Raw genomic sequence first — 25,243 nt, 5'->3', positions numbered from 1 at the left:
GCTCTAAGCTCTAAGCTCTAAGCTCTAAGCAAATGGTTAAAGCCATGGCTTTGAAAACATAACACTAAAAACAAAGCATTAGAACCAACGTAATACAACCAAAGTTATACAACCAAAGCGTTGAAACTATAAAGCCACTGCCTTATTTATTAACAAGGCAGTGGCTTTTTTCTATTGGATTGGAAAACGGCCTGTTTAAACACCCACTCTACAAACTCGGTGAAAACAGGCAGTAAAAGAAGTGAACTAGGTGCTCACTAATGCCCTATGTCATGAACGCTTCGACATCAAGAACCCTCTTACACAATGAACTTGTTAAGAATGGCATCTTGCTCTCGAACATTTTCTGTTTGCACCAGCATGGCATCATTGGCACTTGATGCCGAGTCTGAAACTTGAACAGAAAGGTCTTTAATCTTAACGGTATTGTTGTTAATTTCTTCAGCCACTAAGCTCTGTTCTTCCGCAGCAGAAGCGATCTGAATGTTCATGTCACTGATTTGCTGTATCGCCTCACGAATTCTATCTAGGGCGCCATTCGCTTCCTGAGCACGTGCGACGGCATTAACAGCGGTCTCTTTACTCTGATTCATGGCATTCGATACCGAACTGGCCCCCGCTTGGAGCTGTTCAATCATATTACGAATCTCTGTGGTGGATTCCTGAGTTCGTTGAGCGAGCGTTCTTACCTCGTCGGCCACGACCGCAAAACCACGACCAGATTCACCAGCACGTGCCGCCTCAATCGCAGCATTGAGGGCCAGTAAGTTGGTTTGATCAGCAATGTCGTTAATGACTTTTAGTATCGTCTCTATGTTGTCTGTGGCGGATTCGAGTACTTGCACTTCTGAAACCGCTTCATCAATTCGGGTTGAAAGCTCGTCGATGGCGCTTGTCGTATCGTTGACCACGGCGGTGCCATCAACGGTTGCATCATCAGCCACTTGAGCAGCTGAAGCTGCCCCTTGAGCATTAGAAGCAACATCGGAAGACGTGGTTGCCATTTCATGCATCGCGGTCGCCAGTTGTTCTAATTCATGCAGCTGTTCTTGCATTGCATTCGCTGATTGTTGCAAACCATTGGATGTCATTTCTGAACCGCGCAGTATTTCAACGCCAATCGCTTTAGACTGACTAATCAGTTGCTGTAAGGTACCGGTAAAAGTATTAAAGCCTTCGGCCAGTTGAGAGAATTCTTGGTCAGTATTGGTATCTAAACGTTGTGTTAAATCCCCTTCACCAGAAGCCACACCTTGAATCGCGGTATTGAGTACATCCAAAGGTTTCATCAAAGCTTTAATCAAGATGAGTAACAAGGCAATACTGATCAATAGTGCCACAAGGGTATAAACAATCGAACTATTGCGCAGGTCGTCAATAGAGGCGTAAGCAATGCTTTCATCAAGCACCACGCCAACAAACCAGTCTTCCCCGGGCACAGCTGCAAAATCAAGCGTATACGCAGTCTCATCAAGCATAACTTGCTGAGGCTCCTCTAGAATACTGACATTTGGCATGTATCCAGACATGGGTGTGCCATTTTTCTTCGCATCCGGGTGCGCGATGGTCGTACCGTCACCGGCGACAATAAAAACGTAACCCGCGCTGAAAAGTCTAACTTGGTTAACCAGTTCAGCAAGACGAGCCAGTGATACGTCATAAAAGATCGCTCCAATGAAACGACCGTTATCGTTCACAGGTGTCGCAATAGACACCAGAATTTCGTTAGTGGCTGAATCTGCATAAGGTGCGGTAATAATAAGTCGATTAGCGTTCTTGGCATCTTTATACCAAGGCCTTGCTCTAGGATCCCAGGTCGGTCCTGGGTTCCAGTTGGGGTCGTTATTGATGTTTGAACCGTCACTCTCAAAACCTAACCCGGCGAGCAAAAACGTATCTTTTACAATGGGTCGTGTAATGACATTCTCGATTCTCTCTGGAGAGAGGTCCGATTCAATCATACTGGTTGCGTAGGCCGCGATGGCTTTACGACCATTGATCTCCGCTGCCACCGTGTTTCTCACCCCATCGACAATCTCAGTAACACTGGCTTCCACCTGTTGTTTGAGTTCCTCTTGCATCGTGAAGTATTGCTTTGCAGTAAGAGCTGAAACGGTCACCAGAAGCAGCAAAGAGGACGCCGCAACAATTTTGTGGCTAAATTTCATAACTATTCCTTAGTTAATTTTTTATTGTTATTAATAATTTTATAGTTAGTAACCCGCCGTTTATCCAGTTGAAAGGCGTAATTAATTGAATAAATAACATTTAGCTGCTGCTTAACGAGCAAAAACCAAAAAACGCCATGAAATTAAACGGGTAAGGCAGCAGAAATACACACAGATGAATGGAAAGCCATTAGGCCAACCAGAGTTTCCTGACTCGATTTTCGGCAAGCATGTGTTTGAAAGTAATATGCTTGAAAGTAATGTGCTTGAAAGTAATATATTCAAACTAAGCCACGAAGTCATGCGATCAGTCTGAGGGTGGCGAATAGAACACCTTCATCTTTTGTCTTAATGTTTTTGACGAAGAGAAACCGTCAGCGAACATGTTTCTCCACTCCGTAAAGGTCACCGTCCATGGATTAAAGCTCTTGATGGGTTTGGATATCCCGTAGCGAACGGGGTCTCGCTCTGGTTCAAACGAACCAAATAACTTGTCCCATACAATGAGCACACCGGCGTAGTTTTTATCGATGTATTGAGCGTTCACGCCATGATGAACACGGTGATGGGATGGCGTATTAAACACATACTCTAAAAAGCCTAAAGTACGTACCCACTGCGTATGAACAAAGAACTGCAAACCAAGGTTAAGCAATACCACAAAGATTACCCAGCTAGGCTCAAAACCGATCACCACTAACGGTAGCCAAAACAACCACATGCCGGCGAAAGGGTACATTAAGCTCTGGCGAAACGCGGTGCTAAAGTTCATCCGCTCCGAGCTGTGATGAACAACATGTGCCGCCCACATCCAGCGTATACGGTGGCTTGCTCGGTGAAACCAGTAATAGAAAAAATCTTGTAGAACCACGAGTAATATGAAACTGGCTAGGTTCATATCAATATCAAACATTTTCCAGCCAAATAACCAAATATAAAGATTCGCTATCAAGAGGCCCGTCAGTAAATCACTCAGCTGATGCATCCCAGCGAGTGTAAAATTACACAGCACTTCTTTGAGGTGATAGGAGGAGTTCTCAGGTAATCGACCCCGTTTTTGGCCTAAATAGTACTCAGCCAGCATGCATAATAGAAATACCGGAGCTAAAACGAGCAGTAGCCATTCAGGGTGATCAATGAGTTTAGAAATGTCCATATTCATCCTTACCAGCGAGCAAAATGGTCTTCAGTTAAACCAAGGCAATCGACGAGTTGATAAGCGTTGCCTGACGAATCTTTTATCGTCCCATTGAAGTGACCGATAAACTGACGAAAGTTGCTTTTTAGTAGCCATAGATTGAGTTTTTCACTGCGTTTATTGAGTGGAGTGAACGTTAAGTTAACTTGCCCATCTTGCGAGTCAATTCGCCAAGGCTTTTCTTGGTGACTACGATCGAATTCAAAATGAACAGGCCCAAGGAAATGACGCACGCCATCAACCCACACCGCATTTTCACAGCTGCCTGTTTCATTAACACCTGCGGCTAAATTGAGCCCCAACTTAACTGGACCCAACCTGGTATTGATACTTGCCCAACGCCAACTGGTCTCTCTTCTCATGTAACCGGCCGAAAAGTCGTAGCTAGCGAGTGCCGAATCCAAGCCGATATCCTCTCCACCGATTCTAAGCTGCCCACTCACAGCGAGCGCATTGTGTTTTTGAGTGTAAGTCCAGCCGGAATACCCTGTTGGCGTGCACATCGACAACGGTAAGCTATTTAACTGAGGCGTAAAAAAGAGGTCTGCGTGAATCGTGTTGTTGTTGATCACGACTCGCCACTGTTGCTGTTGAATATCGAACTTAATCGGTTCGCCATGCAATGTTGTGATGCCATTGCTCGGAGAATTTGTCACCGTAGAGGCGATGCCGAGAGGTTTGATCCAGCTGACTTCTGATAATTGGTCTTTTTTAAGGTCATAAAGATAACAGAAGGCGCTTGTCGCATAGCGAATATCCGCAATGGCCAAACCGATGACATAATTTTCTGTCACAATGCTCGTAAATTGAAATTGCTTATAATGAAAATACTTGGCCCACTTCCCTGCTTTCTTATCCATTTCTGTGATGTAGCGAAAGTGCTCAACCCCAAGTCTTAAAGGAGCGCCATCAAACTGTCCAAATATGGGCTGTCCGTCTTCTCTAATAAGCGACTCTGGCGCAGGGATAGTATTGAACATAGGCTCACACTTAACAATTTAATAACATAACTCTAGTTTGCATCGTTATGGCTTTTATTTGGAGGGTTATTAACTTACTTTTCAACAGTGAGTTCACAATTAGAGTAAAAACTTTGAATTGATGAGGTATCAGCGCAAGCGAAGAAATGCACCTCACCGTTTGTGATCACCGTTATTAATGATGACTCGGTGGTTTTTTTCAGCAATAATCAGCTTTATGGCTCGATTGTTAGAACACTCTATTCCCTATGCTCAATCCCAAACTGATAGCCCTTCTGCCCGACTTAGCTTCGTTCATCTTAGTGGTGAATGAAGGCAGTTTTACGGCCGCCGCTAAAGTGCTCAATGTGACCCCTTCTGCGTTAAGCAAGTTGATCACACGTTTGGAAAGTGCTTTGAATGTAAAATTGTTTGAGCGAACAACTCGCAAATTGATCATCACTCAAGCGGGACAAAAGATTTATGATCAAGCCGTTATTATGGTAAATGCCGCGCAGCAAGCCGTGGAAGTGTCGACCGAAGATCATAATGAACCATCAGGCACGTTAACCGTGGCTGCGCCTGAAGCGTTTTTGAATTCAGTATTACAGCCTTATGTCGTGCCCTTTCTGAAACAACACCCATATATCCAACTCAAGTTACGCGCGGCTGATGGTGAAATCGACCTTTTTAAACAGGGTATTGATGTCGCATTCAAGCTCACTGATAAGCCTGATGAAAAACTGGTGTTGAAAGAAATCGGCCAAACTAATTTAGTCTTGTGTGCGAGTCCCGATTATATCGCGAGCCGAGGGCTTCCTTCACACCCGACTGAACTTGTTGAGCATGATTGTTTATATCTTGCGGAAACGGAACAAGATAATATTTGGGATTTCTTAAAAGATGATGAATTTCATACGGTGACAATATCTGGCCGATACGCGGTCAATCACTCTCAGATGCGTTTAAATGGCGTAAAGAGTGGGCTTGGGATCGGTATTTTTCATGACTTTGTTGTCAAGGATGCACTTCAAGAACAGCAGGTTGTTCCCGTGTTACCAAACTGGACGATAAAGAGCAGCTACCACGGTGCAATCGCAATGCAGTATGCACAAACCAAATACATGCCAACAAGATTACGTGTGTTTATTGATTTCGCTATGGCCAACTTAACCCATAAACTTTTTGATGATACTGCGGTTTCAGATGGTACTGCTCGGTTTAATGATAATGCGGGTAACGCGTAAATAAAAAGTCGCTCACACAAGGAGCGACTTTTTTTAATACGGCTATTACTTATTAGCCCCAATACGTTGAATGCATTAATTAACCAAATATTTTTGACCAGATACTAGGGTTGCGTTTTCGGTGGTACTCTACTCGTAAGTCATCTACTTCACGTAGCTCTTTTTTGGCTTGGTCTAAATCACCCTTAGCGAGATAGGTTTCTACAGTATCAATCGCGACGGTTAATTTATTAAACCCTTCATTGTACAGTTCGCTCTTTTCTTGCGGGTGGTCTGCATTAATGGCCTGCTCAACTAACTCGGAAAGGTTAGTCACTGCCACTTGCATCACTTCAACACTTTCAGCTTGATCAGCTTCTCGAAACTCAAAGCCCATTTTCTTCATCGTTTCAGTCATATTAAATTCATTGGCGACTGCGCTCAATGAAACGACATTCAGTGCCAGAAATAAGCCAAGAGACATCAGTAATTGGTTTTTCATCATTTTTAATTTTCAGTCGGAGAATGCACAGAATTGTAATCGATATTGTATAAAAATCAGAGTGGAAAAGTGTTTCAATTTACCTGGCAACCAAAACGTATTGAACACTTTCCCTGATATTGTACTTAAATTCATCCCTAACAACGTGCTGAGTTAAAAGAGTTACAGCGTGCTGAACTAAAGATGGTTGAACTCTTTAATTGCAGGACGGCCTCGCAACTCTAGGAAGTCTAAGAACTGGCGAGGTGTACGGGTGATCACCTGAGCAGGATCCATCTGGACAGTATCAAGTAACTCGCTCACTAAATTCAAATTACCGACATCTAAACAAAAATGCGCATCACTGCCTGTCGTTACATAAGCACCATAGTGTTTCGCTAACCGAGCAATTTCCTGACAACGTTCGATACTGCCAACCCGACTGTTCCCCGTTAGGGATGTGTTGTTGATTTCAATCGCGACATTGTACTTTGCAGCGCTTTGAATCACTTCATCAAAATCAAAGTCAAAATTTGGATTGCCTAAATGACCAAGAGCATCCACTCTTCCGTTCTTAATCACATTGAGTAATGTGGTGGTATGAGTTTGACTGTCTACAGGGTTAAAGACGGGCTCATGAAAGCTCGCCAGTACCCAATCTAGGTTTTGATCAACGGAGTGCGGGATATCAATCTCACCCTGCGGGTTGATGATGTTCACTTCACACCCTCTGAGTACACCGACCCCTTCCAGAAACCTGGGAAGAACACGTTGATTAGAGAAAAACCAGTAATGAGGAGCACCGGGCATCGATTCTGCGTGATCGGTTGTACAAAAAAGAGACAATCCGTTTTCTTTGGCAGATTTCGCATTTTCAATCAAAGTACTGTAAGCATGGCCACTTGCGTAGGTATGCGTATGAGTATCGACACAAAGTTTCATGATTTGCTCTTAGACGGTGGTTTCATTTAATTAGCAGTTTACCAACATACCGAAAAATAGTCTTGCTCAGTGCTGTATCTGATTCAAGTACTGTACTTACTTGAGTGTTATGTTTGTTTGAGTACTACGTTTGCTGATTACAATGTGTGCTTCAGTACGTTCTTCTTGAATACTATTTCTTCTTAACTTTTAAGACTGCTCACAGAGTGCCTTAATCTTCGGCAGGGCCTTTTCCCATCCATTATTGAACATGGAAACGAAATCGGGATGGGTTGTGACCCTAACCTGTATCACAACCGAATCTTCCAAAGGGGCGATGTGAAAAGCTTCCGAAGAACCAATCCATTTATCTGCGACATCGCTGTCGATATCTTGCTGGTGCTCTGGAAAGAAAATCGCGACATGGTGGTATTCAATCGCTTCATTCAACGATATTTTGTCAATTCTGGCCCTTGTTCCTCCAAGATTAGGGTCAAAAAAGAGCATATCTTCGCCTTCACGCCATATCCCCTCAAACTGAGAGTGGGGAGAAAATGCCGTCGCCCATCGCTGATAGTTATCCTGCTCCGTCAGCATTTTCCAAACTGTTTTTGCATCTGTTCTAATTTCAATAGCATAGTTAAGCGTTAACATAATCAGTGTCCCATTAAAAATCCCTATTAACACTTATAGAAGAGGTTTCTGTCATTTTGATTAAAAACCCATCGATTACGCGATATTAGACTTATTAAGTGACCGTTTTTAGAACAGACTCACAGAAGCTTGGGCAATGACATTCACCAGTGAGTAGAAATTTTATCGACCAGAGCTTGGCAATCTAAATTGACCCAAACATGAAAATATTCAATGCTCAGCGAGCTCGTTGAAAATTGAAGTCGTTGTATATCGACATTGTTTTCTTCAGCAATAAACTCGCCACTATACTTATCTGCAAAAACATAATCGACCCGATTTTTTATGAGCTGATCAAAGCCTTGCTGTAATGAGTTCACTTCTTGTACTTCGATTTTATTGCTCCGAAATAAAGCATTGAGACCTTGTTTCGAGTATGAACTTAATAAAGCGACAGAAACTCCTTCTAAATCTGAAAGCTGTTCCCATGTAAATTCTGACTCTTGTCTTAAACGATAAAACCCTAGCGGTATCTCCTCGTCAGATAACACCCACTTACGAACATTCGAGCTGTTTGGATCTTGCGGAGGGTAAAAGCTCAAGCACCAATTACCCACCAACAATCGTTTACCAATTCTATTGGGGGGCAAAATAACAGCGGATAAACGCATATCAGACATCGCAATGTGCTGTCGTAGCTTTTGTACGGCAAGACCGCCATCGGCTTTGTACTCAGTCGTGTAAGGAGGAAACTCTATCCCCAACACTTCGACTGACGATGTTGAATGACTTGGGGAAGCAAACATTAGTGCCGCCCCAAGCATAAGCCACTTTTTCAATACTCGCTTCCTATCCATGACAATGATGGTTAGATCATGCCGTTTAATCTAGACGATCAGTATAGCAAATCCCTCATCCTAGTTATGATACACAACCATATCTCATCCTATCTACGCCACCGTTACCTCCACTCTCAACTTAATGGCCGCTAAATTCATACTTTTATCTACACCGTCTAAACTTTAAAAGTGGTGGATGTGCACACCGATATAAGACCTTATATTTTTTTGACATTAAATTAGAAGGTGATCGATATGACGACGAACAAGTATTTTGTATTAGACCGAAAAAACTCTGTGGGCAGCAAAGCGACTGAACGATCTCATCAATCAGAGCAGGAGCAGCACCGCCAGAAATTGGTCAAAGACGCCCAGAAAAGAGGCGGATTCTGAATCTGGAATATTTAGCCGCTGGCTTTTAAACCGCTAATTTTGGGTCTCTATTGTTGAGATAATAACGTGTCGAGACAACACAGCAGGTTGATCGAAAAACGAATGTTCAAAATCAGGCTAAAGTGTTCAGGAATAAACAATAATAAAGAGCACGTTCAGTAACGGCTCTTTAAGAGAAGAGGAAGAGTTTGTGTCTTGAGTTCGATTTATTTGAGTCTGATTTCAGCACTTCGCAGTTTCAGTTCTCCTGTAAATGTCACTTGAGTCCCGGCTTGTTCCTTATTGATGAGCGCCATGAGGCGCTGAACCGCGACTCTTGCCATCTGACTTATCGGAAAGTGAACTGCGGATACCTTAGGATATAAAGCCTCGCATAAGTCGACACTGTCAAAGCTCATTAAAGAAACCTGCGCCGGAATTTGAATAGAATGTTCGTGCAAATATTGAACGGCACCACCGGTCATTTCTTCACTACACGAGTAAATAGCCGTGAGGTCAGGATGTCTTTTTAATAGTGCCTCTGCCGCTAAATAACCGCTTGCTCGACTGTAGTCCCCTTCGGCGATAAGTGACTCACTGGTCGATAATCCTGCGATGCGCATTGTATCGACGTACCCCTCTTTTCTTTGGGTGCTATTAAATCGAGAGTGAGGACCTGAAATACAACCAATCCGCTCATGTCCAAGATCAATGAGCCTCTTTACCGCTAAAGCGCTGGCCTCGTGATGATTGAAAGTCACACATCGTTCTTCCAAACCTTTGACTTCTCGGTCTAGTAACACAAACGGCGTCGATTCCTTCGCGAGTTCTCTTAGCTCGTCATCCGTTAAATGGCGGCTGTGTAACACGTAACCATCACAGCGTAAGTCATGGAAACGACGAATCGCTTCTCGTTCACCTTCTGCGGTGTGGTGACCTTGTGCGGTAATCAAAAACTTGTTGTGTGAATCCAGTTCTGCTTGTACCTGATTCATCATCTCTCCAAAGAAGCCACCGGTGTAATAGGTCACCAGTAAGCCCATCATGTTCGAAGAGGATGTTGCCAATGAACGCGCTATTGCACTGGGTCTGTAGTTCAGTTCCGCCATTGCACGTTCAACTTTCATTTTTGTTTCTTCGCGAAACTTGCCTTCCCCATTAATAATTCGCGATACCGTGGAACGATTGACGCCCGCCAGCTCTGCTACATCTTTAATTCTAGCCATAATTGCGTTGAGTTCTCATAGGTTTAAAAAGCATAAAGTGACAGCCAGTCATGCGAAAAGTGATCTAGGGGGATCGCCACTGGCTGCCTTAATCATACACAGTCTTTATGATGCATAAAATCTAACTCAGAATAATCCGTGATTTTTATACCACGGGTAAGCAACCTCTCTTTTAAGCGAGGATCGGTTAGGATGGTTAATTCCTTGTGTCTAGGCTCTCGGTAACTGCTGACTTGCTCTAATGCATCATCAACAATCGCTGGGTGACACATCACTTCTACTAAATCATAGGTCCCTTTCAAGCTTAATAGGTGAACAATGAGTGTGTCGAGATCGACCTGATTTCCATAAAATTTATCGGTAAAAAGGTAGCGACAACCGTCTATGTCGATACCCGCACCTCCAAAACTACGAACAGGAACGCCATAAAGCTTGGCAATTTTCTCCACAACAGGGCCAATTTGAGGATGGCTATGCGCATGGTGGTGGCTATCAATGTGGCTCAATGAAAGCCCCATTGATAGAAAGTATTCCACCTGTGCTACCACTTCATCATGCACGGCACTTGTCTCGAAATCTTGTTTATCCCAAAACGTGTCCAAACCAGGAAAGTGGCCTCCCTCGCCATAAAGGCAAGTATGATTGGTTAATGGGGCGCCCATTGTAAATCTTAGGTGTAACCCCACTTTTAAGTTCGGGTATTCTCGCGATAAAGTCAGTGCATGCTCCTCCGATGCAACACCAACCATCATGGTTGTTGAATTAACGACACCATTTCGATGAGATTCCACAATGCCGTGGTTGACGCCTTCCGTCAGCCCAAAATCATCAGCATTAAATATAACTTTCATATTCCCCCCCCCGAGAAAAACGACATTCACTTACCCCAGTGTATTTTTCTTAGCCAGTTTATTTGTTTTGACCAGATGGCTCTTACTTAAACTGAGGAAGATAATCTGAATTTTCCTTTAAGATATCATTCAAAAGCGCTTTGGCTCTAGTAATATCAGGTACTAACGGATTCGCTGCTAACGCCATTAACGCTTGATTTTTATCACCATGAACGGCTGCTTCGATCGCCAGTTGCTCGTACGCTTTAACTTGGTGTAGTAAGCCACTAATTTTAGGAGAAAGATTGCCCACCGCTAAAGGTTTCGCTCCCCAACTTCCAACGACAGCACTACACTCAATGACAGCATCATGCGGTAACGTACTGATTGCTCCATTGTTCAATACATTGACAACGTGAATACCGTTTTTGTTATTGTAAATGGCATCGACAAGGTTGAGTGAAGCGTCCGAATAATAAGCCCCCCCCCGCTCTTCAAGCTGCTTGGGTTTCTCAGCCAAGCTTTCATCTTGATAAAGCTCAAACAACGCTTTTTCCGTGGCCATCACCTGCTCTGCACGAGTGCCTTGCTCTTTAGAGCTCTGTTTCTCTTCTGCTAGCATGGCATCGGTTTGATAGAAGTAACGATGGTAAGGGCAAGGTATCGCGCCAAGTGCCTCAAGAAAATCAGGGTCCCAAGGTTCTTCGAAGATGTTCGTCATACTAAAGTTTGCGCCATCACCCACTTTTTGCAAAACAGTTGCAGTGATGTCTTCGCCTTTAAGCCATGCTTTATTTACCCAAACAAGATGGTTCAAACCTGCAAACTCCAATTGCAATTCGCTAGGCTCACATTCCATCATTTCTGCAATCATCATCTGCATTGAAACAGGGACATTACATAAACCAATACTTTTGACTTTACTGTATTTGGCAATGGCTTCCGTTACCAACCCTGCTGGATTGGTAAAATTGAGCATCCATGCATTGGGTGCTAACTCTTCGATGTCTTTACAAATATCCAGAATGACAGGAATGGTACGCAGCGCTTTAGCGAATCCGCCTGGGCCCGTTGTTTCTTGCCCAATCACATCATACTTTAATGGAATGCGTTCATCACTGGCTCTGGCGTTTAGGCCACCAACTCGGAACTGAGTCATAACGAAATCAGCCCCTTTGATCGCTTCTCTACGGTCAAATCCAGCTTTTATTACAATGTCGGCGTTAACCTTTGCCACCATTCTTTTTGATAAAGATTCAATGATTTCTAGCTTCTCTTTACCTGCTTCAATATCAACAAAATGGATTTCTTTTACAGGCAAAAATTCCAGCCTTTTCAATACACCTTCAACCAACTCGGGCGTATAGCTACTGCCGCCACCGATGATTGCAAGTTTTAATGATCCCTTAGCCATGATTGTTCCTTACTTAGCGATTAATTTATGCAATGCGACCATTTCTGTCGCCATTTCTTGGGCCAGAATGGTGGTCATCAGATGATCTTGAGCGTGAACCATCACCAACGTCATCGCAACTTTGCCTTCCCCTTGATCCTGTTCAATCAACTGGGTTTGCGTTAAGTGCGCTCTGTTCAAACACTCTTTGGCTTGAAGCAATGTTTTTTCTGCTCCTTCAAAGTCATTCTCTCTTGATAAACGCAGCGCTTCATAGCAGAGGCTTCTTGCCTCGCCTGCGTTACAGATAATTTCCATTACTACTAATTCTTGATCCACGATTCTCTCCCAAATGTAAAAGTTGGCTACCGTCATGCCTAAGTCATCCGGTAGCCCAATATTGTTTATGCCGTTGCCGCTTTACCGACTTTCGGTGACGAGGTTTTACTTTCAGTCGCGGCCTCTTTTTCTTGCTCTAAGAGCTGTTTTTCAAACATTTTGAAAAATGGCAGGTAAAGGAACAAGTCAAGGATCAGCAGCCCGATAACAAGAAGAACAGGAGCGAATGTCCAACCAGACCCCCACGACGCACCGATAAGCGCTGGCGTTGTCCATGGTGTTGTCGCCACACCCATACCCACAAATCCAACATGCACTGCGAAGTACGCTATCGTTGCGTTGATAATTGGAGCGAAAACAAATGGAATGAATAGGATAGGATTCATAACAATCGGGCTACCAAAGATGACCGGTTCGTTGATCTGAAAGAAACCAGGAACAGCACTCATGCGACCGATACTTTTGAGGTGAGCAGAACGGCTGAATGACATCAGTATGACGAGGGCTAGAGTTGCACCTGAGCCACCAATGAAAATATAGAAATCCCAGAAAGGTTGAGTGAAGATGTTTTGTACTGGCTGATCGTTAACAAAGGCATCAATGTTCGCGCCAATATTGGTTAAGAAAATCGGAGACAATAGGCCAACAACAATCGCGGCACCATGAATTCCAGCAAACCATAGCAGTTGACAGACCAGCAAAGCACCGATGATTGCAGGAAGCGTATTAGATGCACTGATGAGAGGCTTAAACATGGCCATCACCGCATCGGGAATCAGCATGTCGAACTCTGCTTGGACAAACAGACTGAGTGGGTAAAGAGTGACGAAGATGGCTAATACGGGTAACAAGACTTCAAATGAACGAGCAATCGCTGGTGGAACCTGCTCTGGCATGCGTATGGTAATATTGTGCTTCTTCATAAAGCGGTAAAGCTCTACTGAGAAAAATGCACACATTACCGCAGTAAAAATACCCGTTCCGCCCATATGAGACATTGACAATGCCCCATCGGTTGCAGGAGAAGCAACCAGTAAAAAACTCATTAGTGACAACACTGCACTGGTGATGCCATCCATTTTGTAAGCTTTCGCCAAACTGTATGCCACGCCTAGAGACACAAATATTGTCATGATGCCCATCGACATATTGAACGGCATCATAATGACATCAAAGTTTTGTGTTGCAAAATCAAGCCAGACTCGGCCAAAAGCATTTTGTGTATCTTCACCAAAAGGAGGAAAGGCAAAGATTAAAATAAAACTGCCGACAATAATAAATGGCATTGCCACAATAAACCCATCTCGCATTGCTCTGACATGAGGCTGATTTCCAACCTTAGCGGCTAATGGCGCGATACGTTTTTCAACGAACCCTATTATCGCATCATAAAGCTTCATAGTATAAATCCTTATATATTTTGAACGAAAGAACCCGCACTATATTTTTTAATATAGTGTTAACTATTATGTTTTTAATTAGTGAGTCTATTTAGTCAATTAAACTTAAAGCTTGATCTAGGACTTCATCCCCCTTCATCATCCCGTAATCTTGTGGCGATATCGCGGCGATATTCTTCCCGTGCTCGGCGGCGATTTTGCTCAGCTCTTCCAACTGGAATCTCACTTGTGGGCCGAGTAAGCAAACATCATAATCTGCGATTACCTCATTGAAGGCGTTGACCGCTAGCGCTTCTATTTCGCACTCTATCCCTCTTTTAGCAGCGGCTTGTTCCATTTTTCTAACCAACATACTCGTTGACATACCTGCACTACAGCACAATAAAATCTTTTTCATTTCTTACTCCATTTTGATCACTTGTCAGTATGGCGAAACTGTATCAAAAAAAAACAACACACAAAAGCACAACCGGTTGCGTTAATGCAACCGGTTGTTCTATTCGTGAACAATCTCTCATATTTGTCGCTTAAAAATACACTGCATTATAGAAAAAAGCGGAGGAACCTTATTTGGACTATTCTGAATTAACTCTAGATAGGACGTTTATAAATATTCGTTTTCGATTATTTTTTAGCCGAGTAAGTAATAAAAAATGGAGATTAATATAATGGTTTAATTATCATTATATTAATCCGAGTATTTTCAGTTTTCGATAAATAGTATTTCTACTGACTCCTAATAACCTCGAAGTTTTACTCACATTGCCTTGTGTTGCTTGAAATGTTTCAAGCAACGTATGATCAAGCGTCGTCTTGAGGTCTTTCGCAGGAACCGCAAGCTTTTCAGTATTGTGCTTTACGTATCGCAGCAAATGTTCAGGTAAATGCTCTTCTGATAGCACATTCTCATCGCTTGCAAGCAACGTCGATACTTTCAATACGTTATCAAGCTCCCTGATATTTCCTGTCCAATGATGGTTAAGTAAAAGTCCCATCAGTTGTTCACAAATCGTTTGTGATCTTGGCGCATACTTACGATGAATCAACTCGATCAATGCACGCTTATCCTGCCGGTCGCGCAATGCTGGTAAGCTCAAGGTAAGTCCATTCAAACGATAATAGAGATCTTGCCGAAAATCACCCTGCTCTACCAAGGTTTCAACATCTTTGTGTGTCGCCGCAATGACCTGAATATCAACGTCATGGCTCTGAGTGGAACCAATAGGGACCACCACTTTCTCTTGCAGTACGTGTAACAAACGGCATTGTGCTTCTAGGGGCATGTCAGCTATTTCATCCAAAAATAGGATGCCTTTATCCGCTTGTCGAACTTTACCTACAAACCCTTTATTGTTAGCCCCTGTAAAAGCGCCTGCTACATGGCCAAAAAGCTCAGATTCAATGAGGTCTTTAGGTAATGCACCGCAATTTACTGTGACGAGTGGTCCGCGTTTTCGAGCACTTTGCTTATGCAGCAATTTTACGAACTCACTCTTTCCGACGCCTGTTTCTCCTAAAATCAGCAAGCTGATCCCTTTATCAACAATCTTGCTTGCTTGTTGCCATGCATGCTCTATTTGGCTATCTCCATGATGCAATTCACACGAGGCAGAGACAGTTCGTACATGGCGCTTTGGCGTTTCTAAATGCTGTTTTTCAAAAACTAATCCCGAAGAACAAGACGATGAATCCAGTATCTCGCCCAATGAATGGCCCACCACTGAAGGCTGGGCAAGAAGCTGTAATGCTACACCATTGCTCGCCAGCACTTGCCCCTCATCATCGGCAATCAAAATACCTTGCCAACCACTATGAAGTAACGACTGTTCGCACGCGAGATCAATTCGAATTGCTCCTTGGGGGATATGGTTCAACAAGTGATTTTCAACCCGTTGAATCATATTCTGAAGCAAAACCTGAGTGGAAATGTCATGCTGCTGCTGTTCGCTAGTGATGTCGAGAACACCGATCATATTTCCGAGGTGATCAAATAGCGGGCTCGCTGAGCAGCTAATAAACTGATGCTGTTTAATAAAATGTTGATTACCAATCACTGAAATCGGCTTCGCTTCAATAATCGCTGTGCCGATCGCATTCGTTCCTTTCAGTCTTTCAAGCCAGCACGCCCCACTTCCCAATGCAATGCTGGTGAGCTTTTCCTTAAAACGGGGCTGACCCCAACTAGAAAGAATAACGCCTTCCGGATCGGTTAAGATTAATCGGCTATCGGACCTGGCGAACATTTGGTTAAACAGAGGTAAAGCAAGTTGCTCCACCGCTTCGATTACGGTTTTTGTTTTGCGTCTTCGTTCACTGAGCAGCCGAGACGATAGGCGAATGTCTTCAGGTAATCGTCGCTGTTTTAAACCCGCATCGCTGCTTCGGTTCCATGAAGAGCTCAACCACTCTGGTTTTTCATTCGTTTGAAGTTGCATGTTAAAAACCCTTCATCAGTACTTAATCAACATATCCATATTCTGCTCTACGTAAGTGTTCCATTTTGTCACAGTTGACACGTACCAATATGGAACACTTGAACACACTCCAACTCGCCTCGTTGATGACATTCGCAATACAGACATTTATATAACGTTTTTGCAATCATAGTTTTACATATCATTAACAACAATATTTTATTTGTTGGCGTGTGATTTGCGTTTACTTGATGGCACAAAAAGAAAAGTACCCACATGTTTTAAACACAATCCATGAACATTCAACAGAAAATGAAGGAACGAATTATGATTTATGCGCAGCCTGGTGACCAAGGGTCTATCGTTAATTTTCACTCACACTATAACAACTACATTGGTGGAGAGTGGGTCGCGCCTGTGGAAGGACAGTACTTTGATAACAGCTCTCCAGTAAATGGGGAAAACTTCTGTAAAGTAGCCCGTTCTGGGGAAGCGGATATCAACTTAGCTCTCGATGCGGCGCATGCCGTTCGCCAAAGTTGGGCAACCACGAGTGTTACAGAGCGGTCCAATATCCTGCTAAAAATAGCAGACAGAATCGAAGAACATTTAGAGGAATTGGCGGTTGCAGAAACATGGGAAAATGGAAAGCCAGTACGTGAAACCCTTGCCGCAGATTTGCCTCTTATTGTTGATCACTTCCGCTATTTTGCAGGGTGTATTCGCGCTCAAGAAGGGAGTGCAGCAGAACTTGATACCCACACAGCAAGCTATCACTTTCCAGAGCCGATTGGCGTTGTTGGTCAGATAATACCTTGGAATTTCCCAATGCTTATGGCCGCTTGGAAGCTTGCACCAGCGCTCGCTGCGGGCTGTTGTGTGGTGTTAAAGCCCGCAGAACAAACCCCTGTCTCCATTCTGGTTTTGATGGAAAAAATTGGCGACTTAGTGCCTGCTGGTGTCATCAATATTGTTAATGGATTTGGTAGTGAAGCGGGTCAAGCATTAGCAACAAGTAACCGAGTCGCCAAACTTGCATTTACTGGTTCAACAGAAGTAGGGAACCACATATTAAAATGCGCTGCAGAAAGTCTTATCCCTTCAACGGTTGAGTTGGGTGGGAAATCACCAAACCTTTACTTTGCCGATATTTTTAACCATGAAGACAGCTATTTAGACAAATGTATTGAAGGTATGTTACTCGCGTTCTTCAACCAAGGTGAAGTCTGTACCTGTCCATCTCGTGTGCTTATTCACGAATCAATCTATGACAAATTCATCGCGAAGGTGATTGAACGTGCAAAATCGATTAAACAAGGGAACCCTTTAGATACCGACACTCAAGTTGGCGCGCAGGCCTCTAAAGAGCAGTTTGACAAGATTCTGAGTTACCTTGAAATTGGCAAGCAAGAAGGAGCAGAAGTCCTGGTTGGCGGAAAAGTGGCTCAGCAGCAGGATAACCTCGGGAACGGTTATTATATTCAACCAACGATGCTCAAAGGTCATAACAAAATGCGAGTGTTCCAAGAAGAGATTTTTGGCCCCGTCATTGCGATTACGACCTTTAAAGATGAAGCTGAAGCCCTAGAGGTTGCCAACGATACGGAATATGGCTTAGGTGCTGGTGTATGGACACGAGACGCGAATTTAGCTTATCGAATGGGTCGCAATATAGAAGCAGGCCGTATCTGGGTGAATTGTTATCATGCGTATCCTGCTCACGCTGCGTTTGGTGGCTACAAGAAATCGGGGATTGGTCGTGAAACTCACAAAATGATGCTCGACCATTACCAAAACACCAAAAACTTATTGATCAGCTACGATGTCAATCCTTTGGGGTTCTTCTAAGCCAACCTTAATAAGCATGTAAATCATCAAGTCGACGGCATAGAGATTCGATTATGCCAATGAAAAAAATCCCCCGTTATCTCTAACGGGGGATTTTTATAATCTATTTAACGATTTTATGTTTCGCTACTCAATTATGATTCGCTGCTTGGAGTGCGACGACCATGGCCACGTTCGCCACGGAAATTGCCACGATTGTCACCACCACGGTTGCGATCGAAACGACGTTCGCCGTCACGTCCGCCTTCGCGGTTTGCATCACGAGCACCATCACGGTTGCCACGGTAACCACCGCCATTACCACCATTACCAGCGCCAGCAGGACGACCTGCACCACCGTCACGACGACCGCGATGACCTTCGCCACCACGTCCACCTTCACGGTTGCCACGGTAACCACCGCCATCACGACGACCAGCACCACCATCACGGCGACCGCCACGTGACTCACGGAAATCATCAAAGTCACAGACCACTGCGCCCACTTCTTTTTGACGAATGCGAAGTTTAGCAAGTTTGCCTGTTGTCTCTGCGTTCATTGTTTTCGGTAGCTGAACGTAAGTTTCGCCTTGCGCTAGTTTGATAGCACCGATAGAACCTTTAATCAGGCCAAGTTCGTTTGCTAGTGCGCCAACGATATCTTTAACTTGAACACCTTGGTCACGACCAACTTGAAGCTGGTAGGTATCCCAATCTTGAGTGTTGAAGCTACGACCGCCTTCACGACCACCTTCACGAGGATTGTCACGACGTTCTTTACGACGAGCTTTATCACGCTCAACGGCTGCGATCATTGGGTCAGCACCAACGTAGAATAATGGACGCTTACCTTGTTGACGCTTAAGTAAGATTGCCGCCAGTGTTGCAGCATCAATCTCTAGAGTCTCTTGAAGCTTCTCTACTAACTCTGCAAATTTCTCTACGGCTTTATGTTCTTTCTCTACTGCTAGCTCAGCACCCAGCTTAACAAGGCGAGCTTCTGCCACTTTATCACGCTCAGGAAGTTGAATTTCTTCCATTGATGACTTAGTAACACGTTCGATAGTACGTAGCATGCGGATTTGGTTAGGGCGAACCAATAGAATCGCTTTACCTTTACGTCCTGCACGACCTGTACGACCGATACGGTGAATGTATGATTCAACATCAAATGGGATGTCGTAGTTGAATACGTGTGTAATACGAGGTACATCAAGACCACGTGCAACCACGTCTGTTGCAACTAGGATATCGATAACGCCTTGCTTGATGTTGTCGACGGTACGCTCACGTTGAGATTGTGGAATGTCACCGTGAAGTGCTGCTGCTTTAAAGCCGCGAGCCAACAACCAATCGGCTAGACGCTCAGTGTCTTGACGAGTACGAACGAAAACAATAGAGGCATCTGTTTCTTCAGTTTCTAGAAGACGAGACATCGCTTCGTCTTTCTCGATACCTTTAACAACCCAGTACTGCTGTTCTACTTTATCAACGGTGTGGTTTTTACCAGCAACGTCAACATGCTCAGGGTTGCGTAGAAAACGTTGTACAATGTTTTTAAGCATTGGAGGCATAGTCGCAGAGAACAATACGCGTTGCGCAGTTTCTGGTGATTTTTCCATGATCCAAGTTACATCATCAACGAAACCCATGTTCAGCATTTCATCTGCTTCATCAAGAACGAAAGTTTTCACTTCGTCTAGGTGCAGGCGGTCACGGTTGATAAGATCTTGAACACGGCCAGGCGTACCAACAACAATGTGTGCGCCAGATTTTAGAGCACGCATTTGATCAACGATAGAAGCACCACCGTAGATTTCTAATACTTTTAGGCCACGAATATTTTTACCTAGGTTCTTCACTTCTGCCGCGACTTGAATAGCAAGTTCACGCGTTGGCGCTAGAACAATCGCTTGAGGCTTACGCTGGTCAAGGTCTAGTTTGCTTAGAAGAGGAAGAGAAAACGCGGCAGTTTTACCTGTACCCGTTTGCGCTTTACCTAGTAGGTCGCGACCTTCGATAAGGTGAGGAATCGCTGCTGCTTGAATAGGCGTTGGTGAAACAAAGCCCATTGCGTCTAAAGCAGAAAGGATATCTTGGCTCAGGGCTAATTCACTGAATTTAATTTGAACTTCTTGGTCTTTTACTTGGTCTTGCATGTGGATCCCACTATATTAATTAACAAAAGGTCCCACGAGCTCTACCAATTCCAAATCCAATCCAGTTTTGAGCTGATTCCATTCAGATGCAGATAAGCTTTAAAATGCATCAAGCCGCTAGGGACGACAACTTAAGGGACGCGGATTATTCCCTAAAACCATAAAAAAATCCAGAAAAAATTGAAATACATCACAATTTTCTCTCATCTTAGGTCGATATGGTCACAGAAGCGTCACTATCTTAAGTTAGCGCTCTTAAATTGAGCAGTTTAAATCCACCCTTGCCCACATGATAGCGACGCTTTGTTATGGAAAAACTCCCTTTCAATGATTATAGTGTCCTCAATCAAACTCTTAAGAAGTGAAAAAATGCTCCAAGATAACCCCCTACTCGCTCAATTGAAGCAGCAGATGCAAGAGAGTCTTCCTAAAAAAGAAGGCACAATCAAAGCAACAGATAAAGGTTATGGCTTTTTAGAAGTGGATAACAAGACGCGCTTTTTTATTCCACCACCGTACATGAAGAAATGCTTACATGGTGACAAAGTGGTCGCGATTATCCGTACGGAAAAAGAGAAAGAAGTCGCTGAGCCTCAAGAGCTAGTAGAGCAAGGGTTAACTCGGTTTATTGGTCGAGTAAAGCTTCATAAGGGTAAGCTGAATGTAACGCCTGATCACCCTCAGCTAAAAAAGCAATCTTTTAAAGCAAAAGCTCAGAAAGGGCTGAATCCAGAGCTGCTTGCGGAAGGAGATTGGGTTGTTGCTCACCTGATTCGTCATCCTTTGGCTGGAGAGAACGGATTTTTCGTCGAAATCTCTGAAAAGATTACAGACGCTGACGACAAAATTGCACCTTGGTGGGTTACGCTGGCTCAAAATGATTTACCTAACAGTGAACCCGAAGGTATTGCAGAGTGGGCATTAAAAGACGATGTGGATCTTGAACGTGTTGATATGACTCACATCCCTTTCGTTACCATTGATGGTGCATCAACCAAAGATATGGACGATGCACTGTATGCGAAAAAGAACGATAACGGTGATTTTGAATTAACCATCGCCATTGCTGATCCTACCGCTTATATCACGCCAGATGATCAAATGGATAAAGTCGCACGTGAGCGTGGCTTCACCATTTATATGCCTGGCCGCAATATTCCGATGCTGCCTCGTGATCTTGCTGATGAACTTTGCTCATTAATCGAAAACGAAGAACGTCCTGCCCTTTGTTGCCGAGTTACCGTCGGCAAAGATGGCGTCATTGGCGACGACATTGCGTTCTTTGCCGCGAATATTAAATCCCATGCGCGTTTGGTCTACGACCACGTATCTGACTGGCTTGATACTGGCAGCAGTGACGCTTGGACGCCCTCTGATGAAATAGCGTCTGTGGTTCGTGATTTATTTGAGTTTTCTCAATCACGCGCAACTTGGCGAGCAACTCATGCTGTCGTCTTCCCTGACCGACCTGACTACCGCTTTGAGTTGAGCGAAGACAATGATGTCGTCGCGATTCACGCCGACTTGCGTCGTAGTGCTAACCGACTGGTGGAAGAGGCGATGATTACCGCCAATATTTGTGCAGGCATTACGCTGAAAAACAGCTTCAACACGGGTGTATTTAATACCCACGCAGGGTTTAAACCAGAAAAAATTGCCGATGTGATTAAGTTGGTCAATCCAGAGGGTGATTTGCCTTTTAATGCAGAAAGCGTAGAAACGCTAGAAGGGTTTGCCGCACTGCGTCGCTGGTTGGCTGATCAAGACACTAGCTATTTGGATAATCGTATCCGTAAGTCTCAAGCATACAGTGAAATGGGGAATCAGCCTCTTCCTCATTACGCAATGGGCCTCGACATCTACGCAACTTGGACATCTCCTATTCGTAAGTATGGCGATATGATTAACCACCGCATGTTGAAAGCACACATTCTAGGTAAAACACCAGTACAAACTCCCGATGACACCGTTGGTGAAGAAATGGCGCTGCACCGTAAACATCATAAGATGGCTGAACGCAATGTCGCAGACTGGCTATATGCGAGAACATTGATTGACGAGCCCGCGAAGAAAACGGTTTATACCGGTGAAATTTTTGATATTAACCGTGCAGGTATGCGCGTTCGCCTACTAGAGAATGGCGCTGCCGCTTTCATTCCCGGCTCGCTGATTGTGAGCGACAAAGAACGTATTGACTCTAATTCTGAAAACGGAACGCTATCGATCGATAAAAATATCGAGTACCGACTCGGGGATACCTTTGAGTTAGTGTTGGCTGAAGTGAATTTGGAAAATCGAAACATTGTTGCGAAACCAACCCAAGATTTCCCCACTGAAGCCGTTGCCTCTGCGGAGAAAACCGAAGAATAATCAAAGAGGTGACCGACTACCTCTTGTTCATCAAAACAAGGTGCTCCTGTGAGCGCCTTTTTTATTCCCAAATATACGATTTAGGGTCTTTTTCTACTTCTCGAATAAGTGCCGTCAAGTCTGAGCTTTTAAACAAATAAGGGTAAGGGATCCATTGCTCTCCTTCCTCACTGGGGATCGTGAGTTCCCATTGTGCCAGGTCACCATTCCACAAAATTCTAGCGACACAACTCGTGTAATCACAATGGCTTGAATCCAACAAATAGTGCTGCTTAATGAACTGGACACCATTCATCATAGGCTCATACCCTGATTTCCCCAGTTCAACAGGCAAGCTTCGATTTCTATTTTGACAAACAGCCTGAGCACGAACTTCAACTTGTTTTTGTAATAAATTAATTAAGCTCATTCAACCTCCCTATGCTGTTCCTTTTATTTTAGTCTACAGCCATGGTAGCCATAAGTTAAATTTTCATCTTGGCTGGCTTTCACAAAACTGTCATCAATGACACATAAGATACGTAAAATTTCAATATTGCCACGGAGTCTACTACCATGTTTCGAATTGCTTTAGCCGCGCTTCTTTCTATCACCTTTCTACCCAACATTACGCATGCCAATGAGGTCAACATTTCGGGTTCAACCTCAGTCGCAAGGATCATGGATGTGCTGGCTGAAGAGTTTAACCGAACCAACCCTGATTCATTTATTGCTGTGCAAGGCGTAGGGTCGACGGCGGGGCTGACATTACTCGACAAAGGAGCGATTGAGATTGGGATGAGCTCTCGCTATTTGACTGAAGGCGAGCAAAATGAAGGTTTAACCGTACTGCCGATTGCATTTGATGGATTAGCGGTCGTTGTCAATAACGCAAATAGCATCGAAAATATCACTCGTGAGCAACTTTACGATATCTACAAAGGTAATGTAACCAACTGGAAATCACTTGGTGGTACTGACCAAGAGATTGCTGTGGTTACCCGTGAGGCGTCTTCTGGAACTCGATACAGTTTCGAAAGCCTACTGGGGCTAACTAAAATAGTGAATAAACGTTTAGTGTCTGATATCAGCAGTAACAATCTTGTGGTCAATAGTAACAGCATGGTCAAAACCATCGTTAATCACAACAAGCAAGCGATCGGTTTTATTTCAGTAGGCTCGGTGGATAAATCGGTCAAAGCACTCCAATTTGAGGGTTCACGACCAACCAGTAACAACATTGCTTTAGGGAAGTATGCTTTGTCACGACCATTTCTTGTGGTCTATCACCAAGAAACCGTTAGCGATCAAGGTCGAGGTTTTCTGAATTACATTAAAACCGAAGCGGCCAAAAGCTTGATTAAAGAATACGGTTACACACCAGTAAAGTGATTGAATTTAAAGTACCTTTAGCACGTTAACGCATCGACAGAAAATAGAAGTATCAATAGAAAATCGAAGTATGAATAGCAAAAAGGAGAGCTTTAAGCTCTCCTTTTCTAATTGGGTATCGTTAGATTAAAAATGCACCTGAATCACAGAGATCACCACACAACCTGGTCTGCGAATGCCTTCTATCTCTACTTTGATCTCTCGCTCAATCTCTAACCCTTTTTTGATCGGCGTGACTTTAGCCAGTCGGCTGATTGCGCGGACATTATTACCCGACTTCACTGGGTATGGAAAACGAACTTGATTGAGGCCCAAATTAACAACCAGTTTAGCGGTTGGGAAAAGCGTGTTCTTTTCATCGACGCTATCGGTTAGCTTCGGCAATAATGCTAAGGTCAAAAATCCGTGTGCGATTGTCGTTTTGAATGGCGACTCTTCCTGGGCACGTTGAGGATCGGTATGAATCCATTGCATGTCCTCGGTAATTTGTCCAAATTGGTTGATCCTTTCTTGATCAACAAACAGCCAATCGCCAATGTGAATCACTTCGCCCACCTTTTGCTGTAGGCTCTCGTAGACTCGTTTCGCTTCTGGTGTTAATACAACAGGTTCAGCAATTGGCGCATCTTCATTAATTGCAGGTTGTTGGAAGTCTTTCATCCATGACAAAATTTGGCTGTTATTTGTCTTATTCAGCAGTTCCTCCCAGTACATACGCACTGTAGGGGACATCCACTGCAAAATTTCTGCATGGTGCTTAGAAATAGACTCACCACGATGCTTAAAAAGATTCGCGACTTTCATAAAAACCTCAAAGATTCACTAAGATGCACATTAACTCCTTTATTTTGAACCACTTCACACTTATGTGCAATTACTTTTGGGCGTACATCTGTATTCTCATGGGATTAAAATGCATAAAAATCAAACCATTAAAAATAAAACAATATTTTATTAGACCCTATAAAACTCACTCAATACACAACGCTATGCATTATTATTGAGTGAGCTTCATCACCATAACCGATTTCGACAATCGATGATTAGTTGACCAATCAAACCATAAGTAGCAATTTGTACTTTACAACATTCATGCCAATACCTATGATAGGCGCCG

22 protein-coding genes are annotated in these 25,243 nt (G+C 43.7%); 5 read left to right on the top strand and 17 right to left on the bottom strand.

What is annotated here, in order from left to right:
• Positions 1-299: 299 nt before the first annotated feature.
• From A1QO_RS14080 to A1QO_RS14070, 3 genes are all read right to left on the bottom strand, one after another.
• Entirely contained in the window at positions 300-2,168 is a 1,869-nt protein-coding gene (locus A1QO_RS14080; protein ID WP_017040781.1) for a methyl-accepting chemotaxis protein, read from the bottom strand.
• A 307-nt stretch (positions 2,169-2,475) separates the two neighbouring features.
• A complete protein-coding gene (locus A1QO_RS14075) occupies positions 2,476-3,324 on the bottom strand; it encodes a sterol desaturase family protein (protein WP_017036235.1) in 849 nt (282 codons plus the stop codon).
• A gap of 8 nt (positions 3,325-3,332) precedes the next feature.
• Complete coding sequence (locus A1QO_RS14070; RefSeq protein ID WP_017040783.1) at positions 3,333-4,346, bottom strand: DUF2804 domain-containing protein; 1,014 nt, start codon at positions 4,344-4,346, stop codon at positions 3,333-3,335.
• A gap of 248 nt (positions 4,347-4,594) precedes the next feature.
• Here A1QO_RS14070 and A1QO_RS14065 point away from each other — a divergent pair, with 248 nt between their 5' ends.
• A complete protein-coding gene (locus A1QO_RS14065) occupies positions 4,595-5,572 on the top strand; it encodes a LysR family transcriptional regulator (protein WP_017036237.1) in 978 nt (325 codons plus the stop codon).
• Between the two features lie 79 nt (positions 5,573-5,651).
• Here the strand turns inward: A1QO_RS14065 and A1QO_RS14060 are convergent, their stop codons facing one another.
• From A1QO_RS14060 to A1QO_RS14045, 4 genes are all read right to left on the bottom strand, one after another.
• Positions 5,652-6,056 carry a cytochrome b562 gene (locus A1QO_RS14060; protein WP_017036238.1) on the bottom strand — a complete coding sequence of 135 codons (405 nt, stop codon included), beginning with the start codon at positions 6,054-6,056 and terminating at the stop codon, positions 5,652-5,654.
• Positions 6,057-6,230: 174 nt separating this feature from the next.
• On the bottom strand, positions 6,231-6,974 hold the full coding sequence (locus tag A1QO_RS14055) for a phosphatase (RefSeq protein WP_017040784.1): 744 nt from the start codon (positions 6,972-6,974) through the stop codon (positions 6,231-6,233).
• 189 nt (positions 6,975-7,163) lie between these two features.
• Positions 7,164-7,607 (bottom strand): hypothetical protein, encoded by a 444-nt coding sequence (locus A1QO_RS14050; RefSeq protein ID WP_017036240.1) that lies wholly within the window; start codon positions 7,605-7,607, stop codon positions 7,164-7,166.
• A 143-nt stretch (positions 7,608-7,750) separates the two neighbouring features.
• Positions 7,751-8,425 carry a transporter substrate-binding domain-containing protein gene (locus tag A1QO_RS14045; protein WP_017040785.1) on the bottom strand — a complete coding sequence of 225 codons (675 nt, stop codon included), beginning with the start codon at positions 8,423-8,425 and terminating at the stop codon, positions 7,751-7,753.
• 255 nt (positions 8,426-8,680) lie between these two features.
• On the opposite strand from A1QO_RS14045, the gene A1QO_RS20460 reads away from it, so the two are divergent.
• Positions 8,681-8,818 (top strand): hypothetical protein, encoded by a 138-nt coding sequence (locus A1QO_RS20460; protein WP_017036242.1) that lies wholly within the window; start codon positions 8,681-8,683, stop codon positions 8,816-8,818.
• Between the two features lie 206 nt (positions 8,819-9,024).
• On the opposite strand, the gene A1QO_RS14040 is transcribed toward A1QO_RS20460, so the two are convergent.
• From A1QO_RS14040 to A1QO_RS14010, 7 genes are all read right to left on the bottom strand, one after another.
• On the bottom strand, positions 9,025-10,023 hold the full coding sequence (locus tag A1QO_RS14040; RefSeq protein WP_017036993.1) for a LacI family DNA-binding transcriptional regulator: 999 nt from the start codon (positions 10,021-10,023) through the stop codon (positions 9,025-9,027).
• Positions 10,024-10,115: 92 nt separating this feature from the next.
• Positions 10,116-10,874 (bottom strand): chitin disaccharide deacetylase, encoded by a 759-nt coding sequence (chbG, locus tag A1QO_RS14035; RefSeq protein ID WP_017036244.1) that lies wholly within the window; start codon positions 10,872-10,874, stop codon positions 10,116-10,118.
• Positions 10,875-10,956: 82 nt separating this feature from the next.
• Positions 10,957-12,267 (bottom strand): 6-phospho-beta-glucosidase, encoded by a 1,311-nt coding sequence (locus tag A1QO_RS14030; RefSeq protein ID WP_017036245.1) that lies wholly within the window; start codon positions 12,265-12,267, stop codon positions 10,957-10,959.
• Between the two features lie 9 nt (positions 12,268-12,276).
• Positions 12,277-12,585 (bottom strand): PTS lactose/cellobiose transporter subunit IIA, encoded by a 309-nt coding sequence (locus A1QO_RS14025; RefSeq protein WP_017036246.1) that lies wholly within the window; start codon positions 12,583-12,585, stop codon positions 12,277-12,279.
• A gap of 65 nt (positions 12,586-12,650) precedes the next feature.
• Positions 12,651-13,985, bottom strand: coding sequence for a PTS sugar transporter subunit IIC (locus A1QO_RS14020; RefSeq protein WP_017036247.1), 1,335 nt, complete (start codon positions 13,983-13,985; stop codon positions 12,651-12,653).
• Between the two features lie 91 nt (positions 13,986-14,076).
• The gene (locus A1QO_RS14015; protein WP_017036996.1) at positions 14,077-14,382 is read right to left on the bottom strand and encodes a PTS sugar transporter subunit IIB; all 306 of its coding nucleotides are present in this window, start codon (positions 14,380-14,382) and stop codon (positions 14,077-14,079) included.
• Positions 14,383-14,668: 286 nt separating this feature from the next.
• Positions 14,669-16,420: a sigma-54-dependent Fis family transcriptional regulator gene (locus A1QO_RS14010; protein ID WP_017040786.1), complete on the bottom strand. Its 1,752-nt coding sequence runs from the start codon at positions 16,418-16,420 to the stop codon at positions 14,669-14,671.
• Positions 16,421-16,726: 306 nt separating this feature from the next.
• On the opposite strand from A1QO_RS14010, the gene exaC reads away from it, so the two are divergent.
• Positions 16,727-18,247, top strand: a complete 1,521-nt coding sequence (gene exaC / locus A1QO_RS14005; RefSeq protein ID WP_017036250.1) for an acetaldehyde dehydrogenase ExaC — start codon at positions 16,727-16,729, stop codon at positions 18,245-18,247.
• A 134-nt stretch (positions 18,248-18,381) separates the two neighbouring features.
• On the opposite strand, the gene A1QO_RS14000 is transcribed toward exaC, so the two are convergent.
• Complete coding sequence (locus A1QO_RS14000; protein WP_017041717.1) at positions 18,382-20,385, bottom strand: DEAD/DEAH box helicase; 2,004 nt, start codon at positions 20,383-20,385, stop codon at positions 18,382-18,384.
• Positions 20,386-20,754: 369 nt separating this feature from the next.
• Here A1QO_RS14000 and rnb point away from each other — a divergent pair, with 369 nt between their 5' ends.
• Positions 20,755-22,755: an exoribonuclease II gene (gene rnb / locus A1QO_RS13995; protein WP_017040516.1), complete on the top strand. Its 2,001-nt coding sequence runs from the start codon at positions 20,755-20,757 to the stop codon at positions 22,753-22,755.
• Positions 22,756-22,816: 61 nt separating this feature from the next.
• Here rnb and A1QO_RS13990 read toward each other — a convergent pair whose 3' ends face one another.
• Positions 22,817-23,164: a DUF3024 domain-containing protein gene (locus tag A1QO_RS13990; RefSeq protein ID WP_017036253.1), complete on the bottom strand. Its 348-nt coding sequence runs from the start codon at positions 23,162-23,164 to the stop codon at positions 22,817-22,819.
• A gap of 146 nt (positions 23,165-23,310) precedes the next feature.
• Between A1QO_RS13990 and A1QO_RS13985 the strand changes: the two genes are divergently transcribed.
• Positions 23,311-24,126: a phosphate ABC transporter substrate-binding protein gene (locus A1QO_RS13985; protein WP_017040517.1), complete on the top strand. Its 816-nt coding sequence runs from the start codon at positions 23,311-23,313 to the stop codon at positions 24,124-24,126.
• A 126-nt stretch (positions 24,127-24,252) separates the two neighbouring features.
• On the opposite strand, the gene A1QO_RS13980 is transcribed toward A1QO_RS13985, so the two are convergent.
• The gene (locus A1QO_RS13980; protein WP_017040518.1) at positions 24,253-24,930 is read right to left on the bottom strand and encodes a MaoC family dehydratase; all 678 of its coding nucleotides are present in this window, start codon (positions 24,928-24,930) and stop codon (positions 24,253-24,255) included.
• Positions 24,931-25,243 lie beyond the last annotated feature (313 nt).

Origin of the sequence: Vibrio genomosp. F10 str. ZF-129 (assembly GCF_000287055.2) — a bacterium.
GTDB lineage: Bacteria > Pseudomonadota > Gammaproteobacteria > Enterobacterales > Vibrionaceae > Vibrio.
Note: the sequence above shows the minus strand (reverse complement) of the source record. Positions and strands in the feature narration are given on the sequence as shown.